Origin of the sequence: Myroides indicus (genome assembly GCF_004364575.1) — a bacterium.
Taxonomy (GTDB): Bacteria; Bacteroidota; Bacteroidia; order Flavobacteriales; family Flavobacteriaceae; genus Flavobacterium; species Flavobacterium indicum_A.
Map to the genome: position 1 here is coordinate 68,030 of NZ_SOAG01000005.1, position 17,344 is coordinate 85,373.

15 protein-coding genes are annotated in these 17,344 nt (G+C 34.6%); 9 read left to right on the forward strand and 6 right to left on the reverse strand.

Annotation, left to right across the window (positions count from 1 at the left end; genetic code table 11):
* Positions 1–76 precede the first annotated feature (76 nt).
* The 5 genes from C8P70_RS03225 (at position 77) to C8P70_RS03245 (ending at position 5,091) form a co-directional block, all read left to right on the forward strand.
* Positions 77–1,879, forward strand: coding sequence for a DEAD/DEAH box helicase (locus C8P70_RS03225; protein ID WP_133711906.1), 1,803 nt, complete (start codon positions 77–79; stop codon positions 1,877–1,879).
* 70 nt (positions 1,880–1,949) lie between these two features.
* The gene (locus C8P70_RS03230; RefSeq protein WP_133711907.1) at positions 1,950–2,705 is read left to right on the forward strand and encodes a carboxypeptidase-like regulatory domain-containing protein; all 756 of its coding nucleotides are present in this window, start codon (positions 1,950–1,952) and stop codon (positions 2,703–2,705) included.
* Between the two features lie 112 nt (positions 2,706–2,817).
* The gene (locus C8P70_RS03235) at positions 2,818–4,077 is read left to right on the forward strand and encodes a dihydroorotase (RefSeq protein ID WP_133711908.1); all 1,260 of its coding nucleotides are present in this window, start codon (positions 2,818–2,820) and stop codon (positions 4,075–4,077) included.
* Between the two features lie 16 nt (positions 4,078–4,093).
* Positions 4,094–4,438: a hypothetical protein gene (locus C8P70_RS03240; RefSeq protein ID WP_133711909.1), complete on the forward strand. Its 345-nt coding sequence runs from the start codon at positions 4,094–4,096 to the stop codon at positions 4,436–4,438.
* Between the two features lie 2 nt (positions 4,439–4,440).
* Complete coding sequence (locus C8P70_RS03245) at positions 4,441–5,091, forward strand: alpha/beta hydrolase (protein ID WP_133711910.1); 651 nt, start codon at positions 4,441–4,443, stop codon at positions 5,089–5,091.
* A 128-nt stretch (positions 5,092–5,219) separates the two neighbouring features.
* Here the strand turns inward: C8P70_RS03245 and C8P70_RS03250 are convergent, their stop codons facing one another.
* The 3 genes from C8P70_RS03250 to C8P70_RS03260 form a co-directional block, all read right to left on the reverse strand.
* A complete protein-coding gene (locus C8P70_RS03250) occupies positions 5,220–5,759 on the reverse strand; it encodes a hypothetical protein (protein WP_133711911.1) in 540 nt (179 codons plus the stop codon).
* A gap of 20 nt (positions 5,760–5,779) precedes the next feature.
* On the reverse strand, positions 5,780–6,193 hold the full coding sequence (locus C8P70_RS03255; protein ID WP_243832651.1) for a hydrolase: 414 nt from the start codon (positions 6,191–6,193) through the stop codon (positions 5,780–5,782).
* Positions 6,194–6,284: 91 nt separating this feature from the next.
* Positions 6,285–7,049: an MBL fold metallo-hydrolase gene (locus tag C8P70_RS03260; protein ID WP_133711913.1), complete on the reverse strand. Its 765-nt coding sequence runs from the start codon at positions 7,047–7,049 to the stop codon at positions 6,285–6,287.
* 82 nt (positions 7,050–7,131) lie between these two features.
* On the opposite strand from C8P70_RS03260, the gene C8P70_RS03265 reads away from it, so the two are divergent.
* Positions 7,132–8,577 (forward strand): TonB-dependent receptor, encoded by a 1,446-nt coding sequence (locus C8P70_RS03265; protein ID WP_133711914.1) that lies wholly within the window; start codon positions 7,132–7,134, stop codon positions 8,575–8,577.
* 59 nt (positions 8,578–8,636) lie between these two features.
* Here the strand turns inward: C8P70_RS03265 and C8P70_RS03270 are convergent, their stop codons facing one another.
* Positions 8,637–9,902, reverse strand: a complete 1,266-nt coding sequence (locus C8P70_RS03270) for an acetyl-CoA hydrolase/transferase family protein (protein WP_133711915.1) — start codon at positions 9,900–9,902, stop codon at positions 8,637–8,639.
* Between the two features lie 209 nt (positions 9,903–10,111).
* Between C8P70_RS03270 and C8P70_RS03275 the strand changes: the two genes are divergently transcribed.
* The 3 genes from C8P70_RS03275 (at position 10,112) to pheT (ending at position 15,227) form a co-directional block, all read left to right on the forward strand.
* Entirely contained in the window at positions 10,112–12,283 is a 2,172-nt protein-coding gene (locus C8P70_RS03275; protein ID WP_133711916.1) for an endonuclease MutS2, read from the forward strand.
* Complete coding sequence (locus tag C8P70_RS03280) at positions 12,283–12,696, forward strand: thiol-disulfide oxidoreductase DCC family protein (protein ID WP_208293376.1); 414 nt, start codon at positions 12,283–12,285, stop codon at positions 12,694–12,696. The genes C8P70_RS03275 and C8P70_RS03280 overlap by 1 nt, the downstream gene beginning before the upstream one ends.
* A 95-nt stretch (positions 12,697–12,791) precedes the next feature.
* A complete protein-coding gene (pheT, locus tag C8P70_RS03285; protein ID WP_133711918.1) occupies positions 12,792–15,227 on the forward strand; it encodes a phenylalanine--tRNA ligase subunit beta in 2,436 nt (811 codons plus the stop codon).
* Between the two features lie 146 nt (positions 15,228–15,373).
* Here pheT and sucD read toward each other — a convergent pair whose 3' ends face one another.
* Positions 15,374–16,246, reverse strand: coding sequence for a succinate--CoA ligase subunit alpha (sucD, locus tag C8P70_RS03290; RefSeq protein WP_133711919.1), 873 nt, complete (start codon positions 16,244–16,246; stop codon positions 15,374–15,376).
* 153 nt (positions 16,247–16,399) lie between these two features.
* Entirely contained in the window at positions 16,400–17,335 is a 936-nt protein-coding gene (locus C8P70_RS03295; protein WP_133711920.1) for a UDP-3-O-(3-hydroxymyristoyl)glucosamine N-acyltransferase, read from the reverse strand.
* Positions 17,336–17,344: the final 9 nt, after the last annotated feature.

Here is a 17,344-nt window from a genome sequence, read left to right on the forward strand (position 1 = left end):
TTTCAATAATATAACATCTTTCTTACCTGATTTCTAAACAAAAAGAAATACCTTTGCAGCTATTTTTAATATTTATATGAACAATTTCGAACAATTAGGGTTAAATGAATTGCTATTGTCTGCAATCAATGACTTAGGATTTGAGAATCCATCTGAAATTCAGCAAAAAGCAATTCCTTTACTTTTAGAAAAAAACACCGATATTGTTGCGTTAGCCCAAACGGGAACTGGGAAAACCGCAGCATTTGGTTTTCCGCTGATTCAAAAAGTAGATTTATCTAAAAAACACACTCAGGCATTAATTTTATCTCCTACCAGAGAGCTTTGTTTGCAAATAGCAAATGAGATAAAACAATATTCTAAATACGTAAAAGGGCTTCACACTGTAGCAATCTATGGTGGAGCCAGTATAACAGAACAAGCAAAAGAAATCAAAAGAGGAGCACATATTATTGTAGCAACTCCAGGTAGAATGCAGGATATGATTAACCGGAATATGGTTAATATCAAGCATATCGAATACTGTGTTTTGGATGAAGCTGATGAAATGCTTAACATGGGGTTTTATGAAGATATCACTTCCATTCTCTCAGATACTCCCGAAGAGAAAAGCACTTGGCTGTTTTCAGCAACAATGCCGGCAGAAGTGGCCAGGATAGCCCGGGAATTTATGCACTCTCCGGAAGAAATAACGGTAGGACATAAAAATCAAGCTTCAGAAAACGTAAGCCACGAATTCTTTTTAGTATCTGCGCGTGATCGCTACCCTGCGTTAAAACGCCTTGCAGATGCTAATCCGGATATATTTTCAGTAGTTTTTTGCCGCACTAAACGAGATACTCAAGCTATTGCTGAAAAACTGATTGAAGACGGATATAATGCCGCTGCCCTGCACGGAGATTTATCTCAGGCTCAACGCGATGCCGTAATGAAATCCTTCCGTGGAAAGCAAATCCAGATGTTAGTAGCAACTGATGTTGCTGCCCGAGGTATTGACGTAGATGATATTACTCACGTTATAAACTACCAACTGCCCGATGAAATAGAAACTTATACTCACCGCAGCGGACGTACAGGACGTGCAGGAAAATCAGGAGTTTCTATGGTTATCATTACCAAAAGCGAATTGCGTAAAATCTCCCAAATTGAACGCATCATTAAAACTAAATTTGAGGAAAAACCTATTCCATCTGGTATAGAAATTTGTGAGATTCAGCTATATCACTTAGCAAATAGAATTAAGGATATAGAAATAAATCCGGAAATTGAAACTTATTTGCCTGCAATTACAGAGCTTCTTCAAGATTTTGACAAAGAAGAAATCATAAAAAAGGTTATTTCTGTAGAATTCAACAGGTTTTTAGATTATTACAAAAAAGCCTCCAACAGCCTTACTTCTGTTTCTAACGGAAAAGGCGGCAATAAAGATATTCCATCTGATGGTGCTGTTCGTTTCTTCGTAAACATTGGTTCAAAAGAAGGTTTAGACTGGATGTCTTTAAAAGATTATTTAAGAGATACTCTAGACTTGGGCAGAGATGACTTGTTTAAAGTTGATGTAAAAGAAGGGTTCTCTTTTTTCAATACCAATGCAGAGTACGCAGAAAAAGTAATGAGTATCTTAAACGGTGAAAGTTATAACGGACGACGCATTAATGTAGAAATATCCAATAATGAAGGAGGCAGAAACTTTAACCGCCGCGATCACAACGGAAGAAAAGGTAGAAATGGTGATTTTAAGTCAGATCGCCGTTCAGATCGAGGAGAGAGAAGAAATAAATCTTTTGATTCGGGAAGAAATGAAAGAACCGCAAAAAACGAACGCGGATCGAGAAGAACTACTAGAGAATCTTCTCCAAGACGCTCCCGCAGAAGCTAATTTGTTAATGTTTCTCAAATAACGCATAAAACTGTAAAATATCTTTTATTTTTAGGGCAATCTTAAAACTATGAGAAATTTTACAGTTTTTTTATTCTTATTCCTCTCAACCTGTTTCGTATTTGCACAAGACAGAACCAACGTAAGCGGAACAGTACTCAATGACAAATCTTTCCTTTCGATAGACGATGTTAACGTAATTAATCTTACCAAAGTAAAAGGAACGGTAACAAAAAGAGACGGAAGTTTTTCAATTGAAGCCGACTTAAATGATTCCATTCATTTTTCATTTCCGGGATATATACCTATTAAACTTAAAGTAACCAATGATTGGCTAAATAATGATAATTTAAAAATATACATGGCTGAACAATCCATTGAACTAGATGAAATTATCATTAAAAAATATGATTTAACCGGAGTACTGGAAGTCGATACTAAACTTATCGAACTAAATGATAAATTAGAATTTGACTTCTACAGAAAAAACCAGCAGCCTTATTATGGAACGGCTATGGGGTCTTTTTTCAGTCCGGTAGATGCTATTTACAATTTGTTTAAAGGCAAAGACAAAAATCTGAAAAAGTTGAATACAATCAAAGAAGATCAAAATATGATTGCTTTAATGCAAACGCGATACGATAGGGAGATTGTTTGCGGATTGCTGGAAATTACACGCGAAGATATTGTCAAAACACTCCAGAGTTGCCATTATTCAGATCGCTTTATTTACACGGCAACAGATTTTCAGATTTATCAAGCATTAAATGATTGCTATGACAATTCAAAAGTGCTTGCCAAAAAACAAGAGAGAAGATCTTTGTAGAAAGAAAAATTGATTCTTCTCTTTTTACGTCGTCTAATGTGTTTCATCACAAAAAATAAAGTTATTTTTGTAGTGTTTAGCAACACATCATTAATTAAACTACTTGATTAAAATGAATATCATTCTCAAAGCGGCAAAAATAATTGATCCGGACAGTCCTTATAATAATCAAATTGTTGATATACAAATACAAAACAACAAAATAATTAAAATCGATAAGGAAATCAATCACGCCGATTTTAAAACCGTTTCTTTAGATAACCTGCATGTGTCGCAAGGTTGGTTTGACAGTTCGGTTTGTTTTGGGGAACCGGGATTTGAAGAAAGAGAAACTATAGAGCACGGTTTGGAAGTAGCTGCAAAAAGCGGATTCACCCAAGTAGCAATCGAACCTCACTCATACCCGATTACTGATTCTCAGAGTATTGTTAGCTTTATCAAACAAAAAGCTTGGGGCAAAGCAACTGATGCGCTACCTATCGCTGCTTTAACCAAAAACTCTGACGGAAGTGATTTGGCAGAATTATTTGATATGAAAAACGCCGGGGCTATTGCTTTTGGTGATTATAAAAAAGCCATCGATAATGCTAATGTATTAAAAATTGCTTTACAATATGTTCAGGACTTTGACGGATTGCTGATTGCATTTGCGCAGGATGAAAGCATTCAAGGAAAAGGTGTTGCTCATGAAGGTGTCGAAAGCACCAAATTAGGCTTAAAGGGAATTCCCGCACTGGCAGAAGAATTACAGATTGCACGCAATTTATTTTTACTGGAATACACTGGTGGAAAAATGCATATACCTACCATTTCTACCTCAAAATCAGTTGAGCTGATTAAAGCAGCTAAACAAAAAGGACTTCAGGTAACCTGTAGTGTCTCTGTACATCATCTGGTGCTAACCGATAAAAAATTGAATGGATTTGACACAAGGTTTAAAGTGTTACCTCCTTTAAGAGATGAAGCCAATCGTCAGAGTCTCATACAAGGTGTTTTGGACGGAACAATTGATTGTATCACCTCTGAGCATAATCCGTTAGACATAGAGCACAAAAAATTAGAATTTGATCAGGCTAGTTTTGGAACTATTGGTTTGGAAAGTGCTTTTGGAGCACTTTGCACAATTTTGCCTATTGAAATTGTTATCAAAAAACTAACGGCTGCAAAAGGTCTTTTCCATCAAAAACAGTACAGCATTGCAGAAAATAACCAGACTTGTTTAACACTGTTTAATCCAACGGGCAAATGGAAGTTCAGTAAATCGAATATTCTTTCAAAATCTAAAAACTCTGCATTTCTGGATTGTGATATGCAGGGGGAAGTTTATGGAATATTCAACAACAACCAGCTGATTATCAATAAAAAAATATAATTGAAAACAAATTAATATGCTTAAAACGTTTAACGAGCACGAAATAGAAACCGGGAAAACCATGGCTATTGTTGCCCATATTACTATTATAGGATGTTTGGTAGCAATTTTCATGAATATTGAGAATAAAAACAGATTTTCCGGGTTTTATATCAAACAAGCTTTTGGCATACACGTGCTTTTTTATATCCTCGCTTATATAGTAGGTGGAATGAATTCATGGTTTGTGACTGGTCCTTTTTACCTTATTTTTATTATGCTTTGGTTATACAGCTTTATTGGAGCAGTATCTGGAGAAATAAAAGTTTTACCCAAAATAGGGGTTTATTTTCAAAAATGGTTTAACAAATTATCTGCTTAAAAATGAACACTGACTTATCTCTATCTTATCTGCTACAAGAACCAAAGCAAAAAAATGATAAAAATCCATTAATCTTACTGCTTCACGGCTATGGCAGCAACGAAGAAGACTTATTTTCATTTGCATCTGAACTGTCCGATGATTATTATGTAATTTCTACACGGGCACCTTACCCCGTTCCTCCTTATGGTTTTGCGTGGTATGCTATCACTTTTGACAACGATATGAATAAATTTAGCGACGATGATCAAGCAATTGAATCTCGTGATTTATTAGTAAAATTTATTGATGAATTATGCTCAAAATACCCTATTGATTCTAAAAACATTAACTTGGTCGGCTTTAGTCAGGGAGCTATTATAAGCTATGCTATTGCCCTTACCTATCCTGAAAAGATCCATAAGGTAGTGGCACTAAGCGGGTATTTTAATTCGGCAATTATGAATCCTAAAACAGACATTTCAGCATACAGCCACTTAAAAATATTTGGATCTCACGGAACAGCGGATCAGATAATTCCAATTGAATGGGCAAGACAAACAAAAGACTTTTTAGAACCTTTTAAAATTCCTTTTGAATACAGGGAATATCCGGTAGGACATGGTGTCCACCCCAATAATTTTATAGATTTTAAAAAGTTTATTACAGAATAGTGCTTATTTTTTTTTTATATAAAACAAAATCCCTGCAAAAAACAATGCAGGGATTTTTAGTTTTTATAATATTTATCATTTGATCAGAGAAAAAGATTCAATATATAACCTGAACAGTACCATTTTGACTATAACTCTTCTTCTGATTCCATTACCTGATCCGGATTTATCAGCATCAACTCTATCGTTTTGGCGGCAGTAAATTTAATCTGTCCGGTTTGTTTCAATATCAAATCTTGTCTAGTGTCTAACTCCCAACCCTCATTACTATATAATCCTTGCATATTTTTTTGCTCTAAAACAATACTTTTTTGCTGATTAGGCAAAAATATTTCTGCTTCTTTTTTATTTTTTCCTATAATTACAAAACAACTGACATCATTATCTTCCAATTCATTTTCTTCCTGACTGCCGCTTTCCAGCGTTATCGGATTTAATCTGAATCCGTGTTCAAATATTCTAATGCAATCATTTTTTAAAACGCTCCATCTATATCCTGCAGAGTAGGCACATCCAAATTCATCTTCTTCTCCAATAACAGTTTTCCCACCATCTGTTAGAATCATATCTGTATTTTGACGGTCTTTTTTTTCTTTCAAAATATAATCACACGAAACAAAAAACATCAAAAACAATACGACAAATAGTTTTAAACAAAATATCTTCATGTTTTGTAAAATTTAGGATATTACCGGCTTGGATACAACACCGTCTCAATAGTTGAAAACTGTGTAGGTTCTTCTTTTGAAAAAAAATATTTTATCAATACTTCTCCGTGGATAGCTCCGGCATAAAAATCTGCTATAATCCATCTGTGATTAATAAATTTCATTTTATCAATAATGCATTTTTGTCCGTCAATAACGCCATAAGGCACCAGAGGATTTCCATTTTCCTGATGATTTAGGGTCAAAATTTCCTCTCTTATTTTTTTGATATCACTATCCATATTTTGAAAGTCAAAATACTCTTGTGCGTCGTCATTGTAATCCAGCGAAAAATAATCTGCATCATTATCTTTAGACGTCATGTGAAGTGAATCTCGGAGAATTTCAATGCGTTTGTGTAATACTGATACTTTTTTTTCTTCTGAATTCAACATATTCCGATTAGAATTAAAGAGTAATGCTATAATAACTATAGAAAATAAAAACAAATAAAAAAAGACTTTGTGCTTCATATCGTGAATATATTTAAAATTCTATGTGTAAATTATCGTACGCCAAATATACATTTTTTGGTAAGATTTTTTCAATTTCTGCATGAAATCCTAAATCCTGAGAGATATGTATTAAAAAACACTTTTCAGGATTAATTAACTTTATAAAATCTAAAGCTTCTTCCAAATTAAAATGAGTAGGATGGTCTTTTATCCTTAAAGCGTTTAAAATTAAAACCTCACAACCGCTTATTTTTTCTACGGCTTGTTCAGAAATATATTTAGCATCTGTTATATATACTAATTTATCTAATCGATATCCTAAAACAGGTAAATCGCCATGCATGATTTCAATTGGATAAATTGTTTTTCCTTTTATTGTAAAGACCAAATCAGGGGACACAATATTTTCAACTACAGACGGTGCACCGGGATAACGGTTAACTGTAGTAAAAATATATTCATATCGTTTTTCCAATGCTTCCATAACCCTATCGGAAGCGTAAATAGGCATAGGTCCCTGCAAATAGCACAAAGGTCTTATTTCATCCAAACCTGCAATGTGGTCAGCATGCTCGTGAGTAAACAATATTCCATCCAAATAAGAGCAATTTGCTGTCAGCATCTGTTGCCTGAAATCCGGACCGCAATCGATGAGTAAGGTTACATCATCCCACTTAATCAGCACAGAAGTACGCAATCTTTTGTCTCGAAAATCTTTACTGTGTGCCACCGGGTGATCAATCCCGATGATAGGAATTCCCTGTGAAGTACCTGTACCCAAAAAATAAACTTCCAAAACGTATAATTTTTTATACAAAAGTACTGTTTATCTTTTTTTGTTGTACAGAATTTATTAGGTTTGTTTAAAAAGCTAAACAATGAACACCTTTGAAGAAGATTTAGTTTTGGAAGGCGACAGAATGATTGAACATCAACCTTCTATTTCCGACAAATCACTCAGAATCAACCTAAATCACAATATATACGGAACATTTTCAGAAATCGGTGCCGGACAGGAAACCGTTCGTCACTTTTTTAGAGCGGGAGGTTCTTCCCGGACAATAGCTAAAGCCATGTCTGCCTACGACAAATCTTTTAGCGATGCTATTTATACTGTAGAAAAAGACGGACGATATGTTACGGAAAGCAGATTGATAAAAATGCTGGATTATGAAACTCGAAAAATAGAAGAACGTATCCCTCGAGAAGATAACCCCACAAAAACCTTTTTCAGTTACGCCAATACAGTAGCAACAATAGATTACGCAAAAAAAAATAAAGGTCACGGGTGGGTAGGACTCAAATTCCAGTCTAAACCCAACGAAAGCTACAGTACTATTATTTTACATATTCAGTTTAAAGAAACGGACTCTAAATTACAGCAGGAAACTCTTGGTATTTTAGGAGTTAATCTTATTTATGGTGCATATTATCAACACCACGATACTAAAAAATTAATTCACAGCTTATATGACCATCTTGACAAAGATCAGGTCGAAATTGACAGCATTAACTTCTCCGGCCCCCTATTTAAGAATATAGACAACCGGTTAATGAGTCTTTTCTTAGTTAAAAACGGAATGACGCAAGCTGTAATGTTTGGACCGGACGGACAAAGCAAGCTTCCTGCCAACGTTTTATATCGAAAAAATATTCTGGCTCTTCGCGGAAGCTTCAGACCCGTTACTATTGTTAATATGAATATGTACAAAAAGTCAATGGATTCTTTTGTTTCCGAAAACAATTTAGATCCGCATGATACAACTGTAGTGTTTGAAATTACGCTGTCTAATTTGCTGATGGAAGGAAAAATCGATGAGATTGATTTTCTTCATCGGGCTGATCTTCTTTGCTCTTTAGGTCAAACTGTTATGATTTCGTGTTTTCAAGAATATTATAAGCTTACAGAATACTTTGCTCATTATACCAATGAAAAAGTAGCTTTGGCAATGGGCGTAAGCAGTTTACTCAACATTTTTGAAGAAAAATACTACTATAACCTAACCGGCGGTATTTTGGAAGCGCTAGGCAAGCTTTTTAGAAATCAAATGAAAATTTACCTATACCCTGTTAAGGATGAAAATGGCAATATCATTAACTCAACTAATCTAAAAGTAGATTTACATATTAAAGAACTATACAAGTATTTTAAAAAGAATAATCAAATTGTTGATATTAAAAGTTATGAAGAAAAAAATCTTGACATTTTTTCAAGAGATGTGCTCAAGCTTCTTCAACAAAACGAAAATGGATGGGAAGACAAACTTCCGGATGGCGTTTCAAAAATGATTAAAGAAAAACATTTATTCGGATATAAAGGGTAAATAAATAAAGGATAAAGCTATCTAAAATTTAGATAGCTTATTTTTTAAACACATAAAAATTATCTTATGCTAGCATGATATGCACTTAAAATTTCTTCTCTAAAATCTGGATGAGCAATTTCCACCATAGCTTCTACACGTTGTTTTAAGGTTTTTCCATACAAATCTGCTATCCCATACTCTGTCACGATATACTGTGCATGTGCCCGGGTTGTTACAACTCCTGCACCCTGCCTTAAAAAAGGAACAATTCGATTATGCCCTTTATTGCTCGTAGAGGCTAAAGCAATAATTGCTTTTCCTCCTTTACTCAGCGATGCTCCTCTTACAAAATCCATTTGTCCGCCTACTCCGGAATACATTTTTACACCAATAGAATCCGCACATACTTGCCCGGTTAAATCCACTTCCAAAGCAGAATTTATAGCCACTACTTTTGGATTTTGGCGAATAACAGCTGTATCGTTTACATAACTAGACTCTTTCAATACAATAAACGGATTATTATTGACAAACTTATACAAACGCTCAGATCCTATTAAAAAAGTTGCCAACGCTCTGCCCTTTGTCACCGTTTTTTGAGAGCAATTAATCACCCCACTTTCAATCAGATCAATTACGCCATCCGAAAACATTTCGGTATGCAACCCTAGATTTTTATGTGAAGTCAGTTGCGCTAATACTGCATTAGGAATAGAACCTATTCCCATTTGAAGTGTACTTTCATCTTCTATTAAATTAGCAACATATTTTCCTATAATTTCCTCTTTTTCCGAAATCTGAAGTACCTCTGAGGCATATATCGGACAATGATATTCTACTGCCAAATCTATTTTTGAAACATGCAAAATACTATCGCCAAAAGTTCTCGGCATATATTTGTTTATTTGAGCCACAACATATTTTGCCGATTCTATCGCTGCTACTGTTCCTTCCACAGAAACACCCAGTGAACAAAATCCGTGTTCGTCAGGAGGAGAAACCTGAATTAAAACTACATCTACTTTAACTATTCCTCGTTTAAACAAATTTGGGATTTCACTCAAAAAAACAGGTGTATACGATCCATTTCCTGCCGATATTGTATGGCGAACATTTTTTCCGATAAAAAATGAATTAGTATGAAAACTTTCTGATAAAGCCGGATCTGCATAAGGAGCCGGTCCCTCTGTATGAATATGGCAAAACTCTACTCCTCTCAATTCATCTGCTCTGTCAGAAATGGCTTTCGTTAAAATATTAGGGGTTGCCGCCGCTGCATGAACGTAAATTCTATTGCCAGATTGAACAACTTTTGCGGCTTCTTCTGCTGTTACATATTTCATTTATCTGTAATTTTTAGAGTACTATTAATATGGTATCTAATTTACAAAAATTAAAAATTTTATAGTTGTTCTAATTGTCAATTATTTACTAATATGATATATCTTTCGTATTTATATAGATGTTTTAATCTATTCAGACTTTACCAAAAAATGTTTCTGTCAACTATTTCATCAAATAATATTATTTTTGCAGCACAATCCTTTTGTTAATGATATCAATCAATAAAAAAACCTTACAAGATTTAGAATTTGAAACTGTGCTAAACAGCGTTTCCGAATTGTGTATTACCGAAACCGGTAAAGAAGCCGCTATGAAAATTGTACCTTTTCACACGGAAAAAGATACGCTGAAAGCACTAAAACAAACTTCTGAATATGTTTCTTCATTTTCCAATAACAACATAATTCCAAATCATTATTTTGACAGCATTGATTACGAATTAAAATTTTTGGGAATTGAAGACAGTTTTTTAGAAATCAGCAGCTTTAAAAAAATATTTGCACTTACTGAAACTACACTGAATTTAATTACTTTTTTAAAAAAGTTTGAAGATTATTATCCTTTTATTCATCAGGATACAGTACAAATAGTCTTAGAAAAAGAAATTATCAAATCCATTGAAAGCGTTTTAGACAAATACGGAGAAATAAAAGACAATGCTTCTGTAGATCTTTTAAACATCCGAAAAAGCATGAATCTGGTTAGAGGAAAAATTAATCAAAGTTTCAGCCTCGCACTCAGTCAATACAATAGTGCCGGATATCTGGATGACATTCGTGAAACAGTGGTCGAAAATCGTCGTGTGCTTGCTGTTATAGCCATGCACAGACGTAAAGTAAAAGGCAGCGTTTTAGGACAATCAAAAACAGGAAGCATTATTTATATTGAACCTGAAGCAACGTTGCGCTTTTCCAGAGAACTCAACAATCTCGAATATGAAGAACGCGAAGAAATTGTTAGGATTTTAAAACAACTAACCAATATTATACGTCCGCACAGAGAAAAGCTCATTGATTATCAAAACTTTTTAACGCACATTGATATAACCTCAGGAAAAGCAAAATACGCTAACAAAATCAATGGTCTACTTCCGGAAATCAATAAAGAGCAAACTTTATATTTTAAAGAAGCATACCACCCTATTTTATATTTAAACAACAAAACCAAGCGCAAACCTACTTTTCCACAAACCATCAATTTGGACAAAAGTGGCAGAATTATTGTCATTTCAGGTCCCAATGCCGGCGGAAAGAGTATTACTTTAAAAACAGTCGGTTTACTACAGCTTATGCTTCAATCAGGGTTATTAATTCCGGTACATGAACGCAGCACAACTTTTTTGTTTGACCGCATCTTAACAGATATCGGAGACAATCAATCCATAGAAAATCACCTGAGTACATATAGCTACCGGCTTAAAAACATGAATTATTTTTTAAAAAAGTGCAATGACCGCACTTTGTTTTTAATTGATGAATTTGGAACCGGATCAGATCCGGAACTGGGCGGAGCTTTGGCTGAAGTTTTTTTAGAAGAATTCTACAATAGAAGTGCTTACGGAATTATTACCACGCATTATACAAATCTGAAAATACTTGCTGACGAATTGCCATATGCAACTAATGCAAATATGCTTTTTGATGAAAAGTCGCTTGAACCGATGTACAAATTAAACGTAGGGCAAGCAGGGAGCTCTTTTACTTTTGAGGTAGCTCAAAAAAACGGCATTCCTTATAGTTTAATCAACAGAGCCAAGAAAAAAATAGAAGGCGATAAAGTACGTTTTGACAAAACGATTGCCAATCTTCAAAAAGAACGTCACAAACTGGAGCGCACTTCTATAACGTTAAAAGAAGAGGAAATAAAAGCCCGTGAAGAAAACAAGAAACTGGAAACTACAAACGCCAGAGTTCAGGACAAGTTAGAGCGATATCAGGAACTGTTTGATTCCAATCAGCGTTTAGTCTCCTTAGGGCAAAGATTAGATGATTTGGCGGAAAAATACTTTAACAACAAAAGTAAAAAGAATCTCTTCGGCGAAGTTTTAAAAATAGTAGAAGTAGAAAATTCCAAACGCAAAAAAGTCTCTGTCAAGGAAAAGAAGATTAAAGAAAAAGAACAAAAAACGATTTTAAAGGAAGTCGAAGAAAAAATAGAAATTATTCGCCAAGAAAAAAAAGAAGAAAAAGAAAAAAAGAAACAGCAGGAACAAAACAAGCCTAAATTCCTCTTAAAAATTGGAGACAGGGTACGAATGATAGACGGCAAAGCTGTGGGAACAATTGATTCCATAGAAAAAAACAAAGCTATTGTTAATTATGGTATCTTTACATCACAAGTCAATTTGGACTTGTTAGAAATGGTTGAGCGAAAAAAATGATACAAGACATTCCAAAAAATAAAAAAATAATCCTTTTTGACGGGGTATGCAACTTGTGCGATAGTGTTGTTCAAAAGGTTATCAAGGCTGATCATAAAGATCAATTTCGATTCACTTCTCTGGATTCAGACAAGGGGAAAGAAATTTTAAACTACATCGGTGTCGATCGATCACAAATAGACAGTATTGTGCTATATGAGCCAGGTATTGCCTATTATATAAAATCTCAAGCCGCATTTAAAATTGCCTCTCATTTAGGCGGATGGTATTCCTTACTATCCCCTTTTTCTATTTTTCCCAAAACCTTAACTGATCACCTCTATGATTTTATAGCTAAAAACCGCTATAAATGGTATGGAAAAAAAGACAGTTGCATGATACCGGATAAAAGCATCACTAGCAAGTTTTTTTAAAAACGCTTAACGCTATTTTGTGATTTTTTACTCTTAAATAATTTTACTTAAAGTTAGGCAATGATTATATTTGCGTACTTATAAAAACTATTCTAATGCATATTTCATATAATTGGTTAAAACAATTCATTAAATTAGATATTACCCCTGAAGAAACCTCTGAAATTTTAACGGACTTAGGTTTAGAAGTAGAAGGCGTTTCACGATACGAAAGCCTTAAAGGCGGACTTAAAGGAGTTGTTGTAGGTCATGTACTATCTTGCACCAAACATCCGAATGCGGATAAATTAAACGTAACAAAAGTTGATTTGGGAATTGGTGAACCAGTTCAAATTGTTTGCGGAGCTCCAAACGTAGCTGCCGGGCAAAAAGTGCTGGTTGCCACTATCGGAACCGAACTATATGACAGTGAAGGAAATGCATTTCAAATAAAAAAAGGGAAAATACGAGGCGAAGAAAGCTTGGGTATGATTTGCTCAGAAATTGAATTGGGAATAGGGACGAATGGAGACGGAATCAAAGTTTTAGAAGATAAATGGGAAGCGGGCACTCCTGCTGCCACTATTTTTGAAATTGTTATTGATGATGTTTTTGAAATAGGACTGACACCAAACCGTTCCGATGCAATGAGTCATTGGGGAGTAGCTCGAGATTTGAGAGCTGGTTTACTTCAAAGCGAAAAAAATGATACTCATCACAAAGAATTAATAACTCCTTCTGTCAGCAAATTTAAAGTTGAACGCAGAACCTTAAAAATAGATGTTTCAGTAGAAGATTACAAAAAAGCCCCTCGCTATTGCGGAGTTACTATATCCGGAATTGAAGTAAAAGCTTCTCCTGAATGGTTACAAAACCGATTAAAAGCAATCGGAATTACGCCTAAAAACAATATTGTAGACGTAACTAATTATGTTTTACACGATTTGGGTCAGCCTCTCCACGCTTTTGATGCAGCTAAAATTAAAGGAAATAAAGTAATTGTCCGCACGGTTGCTGCCGGTACAAAATTTACTACTTTAGACGGGATAGAAAGAACACTTCACGAAGAAGATTTAATGATTTGCGATGAAGGCGGACCAATGTGTATTGCCGGTGTTTTTGGCGGAATTAAAAGTGCAGTTTCTGAAAATACTACATCAATCTTTCTTGAAAGTGCTTATTTTAATCCCGTAACTATCCGAAAATCTGCAAAAAGACACGGCTTAAACACAGATGCTTCATTTCGATTTGAAAGAGGAATTGACCCTTCTATAACAGAATACGCCTTAAAACATGCTGCTTTGCTCATTCAAAAAGTTGCAGGCGGGGAAATCACTTCTGATATTGTTGATTTATATCCTAAAAAGATCGAAGACCACTCCGTGTTCCTAAACTTTAATAATATCAACAGGCTTCTCGGGGAAGATATTTCCAAAGAAACTATTAAAACGATATTGGTTTCGTTAGATATAAAAGTAAACAGCATGTCTGACGTTGGTTTAGGTATAACAGTGCCTTCCTATCGAGCAGATGTAACAAGAGAAATTGACGTCATTGAAGAAATTTTAAGAGTTTACGGATATAATAATATCACTTTTTCTTCTAAATTAAACGCTACAATTTCAAACAGTTCTCGTACCGAAGATTATAAAGTACAAAACATAGTAGCCAATCAGTTAGTTTCTCAGGGTTTTCATGAGATTATGTCTAATTCTTTGACTACTCCTGACTATACTGCTTTATCAGAAAATATAAAGAACAGCTTTCAGGTAAATATTTTAAATCCGCTTAGTCATGATTTGTCCGTAATGAGACAGTCTTTGTTATTTGGCGGTTTAGAATCGATTGCTTACAATATCAATCGCAAAAGGGCAGATTTAAAACTTTTTGAGTTTGGAAAAACATATCACAAAATGCTTAACAATCACGAAGAACACAAGCATTTTGCAATTTTCTTAACTGGAAATAACAATAAATCTAATTGGAATTCAAATCCAAAAGCTTTTGACTTTTTTGAATTTAAAGGTTATATTCACTCTGTCTTAGAAAGATTGGGGCTAATAAAAATATCTACACAGCCCTTGGAAAGCGATATTTTTTCTGAAGGAATGGCTTACTATTTGGGTAAAGAATTAATTGTAGAATTTGGTATTTTAAAGAAAGCTGTTGTAAAAGCCTTTGATATTAAACAAGAAGTTTTTTATGCTGATTTTCAGTGGGGCAATATTTTAAAAGTTATTTCTGCTAAAATAAAATTTACAGAACTCAACAAATTCCCATCTGTAAAAAGAGATTATGCTCTTCTTATCGATGAGCAGGTTACATTTGATCAAATTTATTCTATTGTAAAACAAGTAGATAAAAATATTATAAAAGATGTTACATTATTTGATGTATATCAAGGCGATAAAATAGAACAAGGCAAAAAATCATACGCTATATCCGTTTTGATGGAAGACAACACCAAAACTCTAACTGACAGCGTCGTTGATAAAATTATGGGTAAAATCCAATATCAGCTTGAAAATAATGTAGGAGCGCAGTTAAGATAATATTACTAATATAATCTGCAAAATATAAAATGGTTAATTCATATATAAGTTAATCATTTTTTATTTAAAATATCTAACAAAAAAGGGGGGCTGTCTGCAATTGCGAGACAGCCCCCCTTTTTTTTATATAGCTTCAATTTTGATAATTATCCCAAAACTTCTTTTACTTTTTTACCGATCTCTGCCGGCGAATCTACAACATGAATACCGCATTCGCTCATAATACGCTTTTTAGCTGCAGCTGTATCATCTGCCCCTCCAACAATTGCACCTGCGTGTCCCATTGTGCGTCCTTTTGGCGCTGTTTCCCCTGCAATGAATCCGATAACCGGTTTCTTGTTTCCGTTTTCTTTAATCCAACGTGCAGCATCAGCTTCCAATTGTCCGCCGATTTCGCCAATCATAATGATTGCTTCTGTTTCCGGGTCAGCCATTAATAATTGAACAGCTTCTTTAGTTGTTGTACCGATAATAGGATCTCCACCGATTCCGATAGCTGTAGTAATTCCCAAACCTTGTTTCACAACCTGATCAGCTGCCTCATACGTTAGAGTTCCTGATTTTGAAACGATACCAACTGTTCCTTTTTTGAAAACAAAACCTGGCATAATACCTACTTTTGCTTCGTCAGGTGTAATAACGCCCGGACAGTTTGGTCCGATTAATCTGCAATCTCTGTGTTTAATATAATCATAAGCTTTAATCATATCTGCTACCGGAATTCCTTCTGTAATACAGATAATTACTTTGATTCCTGCATCAGCAGCTTCCATAATAGCATCAGCAGCAAATGCAGGCGGAACAAAAATAATTGAAGTATTTGCTCCTGCTTTTTCAACCGCTTCAGATACTGTATTAAATACGGGTCTGTCTAAATGCGTTGATCCTCCTTTTCCTGGAGTTACTCCACCTACAACATTTGTTCCGTATTCAATCATTTGAGAAGCATGAAAAGTTCCCTCGCTTCCTGTAAATCCTTGAACGACTATTTTTGAATCTTTATTTACTAAAACACTCATGATCTTGATCTTGTTTTTATTTATTATAATAACTTAATTCCTACAAAAATACGCAATTCTATTCATCCATAAAACTTTTTTAGAATCTATAATTGCCTAAGCTGCTTTATTAATGAGCTTAATTTTGATTTAACATTAAATTTATCAATGCTTTTACAGCTTTCTTGTTTTTTCTAAAATTTCGGGAATCTTTTTGAGACTTGCTAATTGTTTCAATTTATCTCGGGATTCTTCTGCCGGATATCCAAAATAAACTTTACCGCCAGCCAGAGATTTGGAAACACCTGACTGTGCCAAAACCACTGCTTTTGCTCCAATCGTAATACCGCTTGTAGTTCCTACTTGCCCCCAAAGAGTTACTTCATCTTCCATTATAACACATCCTGCAATACCGCATTGTGCAGCAATTAAGGAGTGCTTTCCTATTACTGTATCATGTCCGATATGCACCTGATTATCTATTTTTGTCCCCTCTTTAATAGTTGTATCTCCTGTAACCCCTCTGTCAATGGTACAAGCTGCGCCTATCCCAACATTATTCTCAATAACCACACGTCCGCAGGATATCAAAGGATCGAATCCTTCCGGGCGTTTTTTGTAGTAAAAAGCATCTGCTCCCAAAATAGTTCCGGCATGAATGATTACGTTATCTCCTATTAGTGTTCCGTCATAAATAACAACATTAGGATGTATAATGCAGTTTTTTCCGATTACAACATTATGCCCGATAAAAACATTAGGCTGAACAATTGTATTTTCTCCAATTACGGCGCTTTCAGCTTTCAGCTTTACTGCCGGATTAAACGGATTAAAATACTTAGACAGTTTATTAAAATCTCTGAACGGGTCTTCAGAAATCAAAAGTGCTTTGCCTTCCGGACAGGGCACTTCTTTATTTATCAAGACTATACTTGCCTTAGAATTTAAAGCTTTGTCATAATATTTCGGGTGATCTACAAATACAATTTCTCCTTCCTGCACAACGTGAATTTCATTCATTCCATACACAGGAAAGTGAGTATCTCCTATAAACTTACAACCTATAATCTCGGCTATGGTCTGTAAATCCTGAACTTTTGCAAAACGCATTTTTCTTTT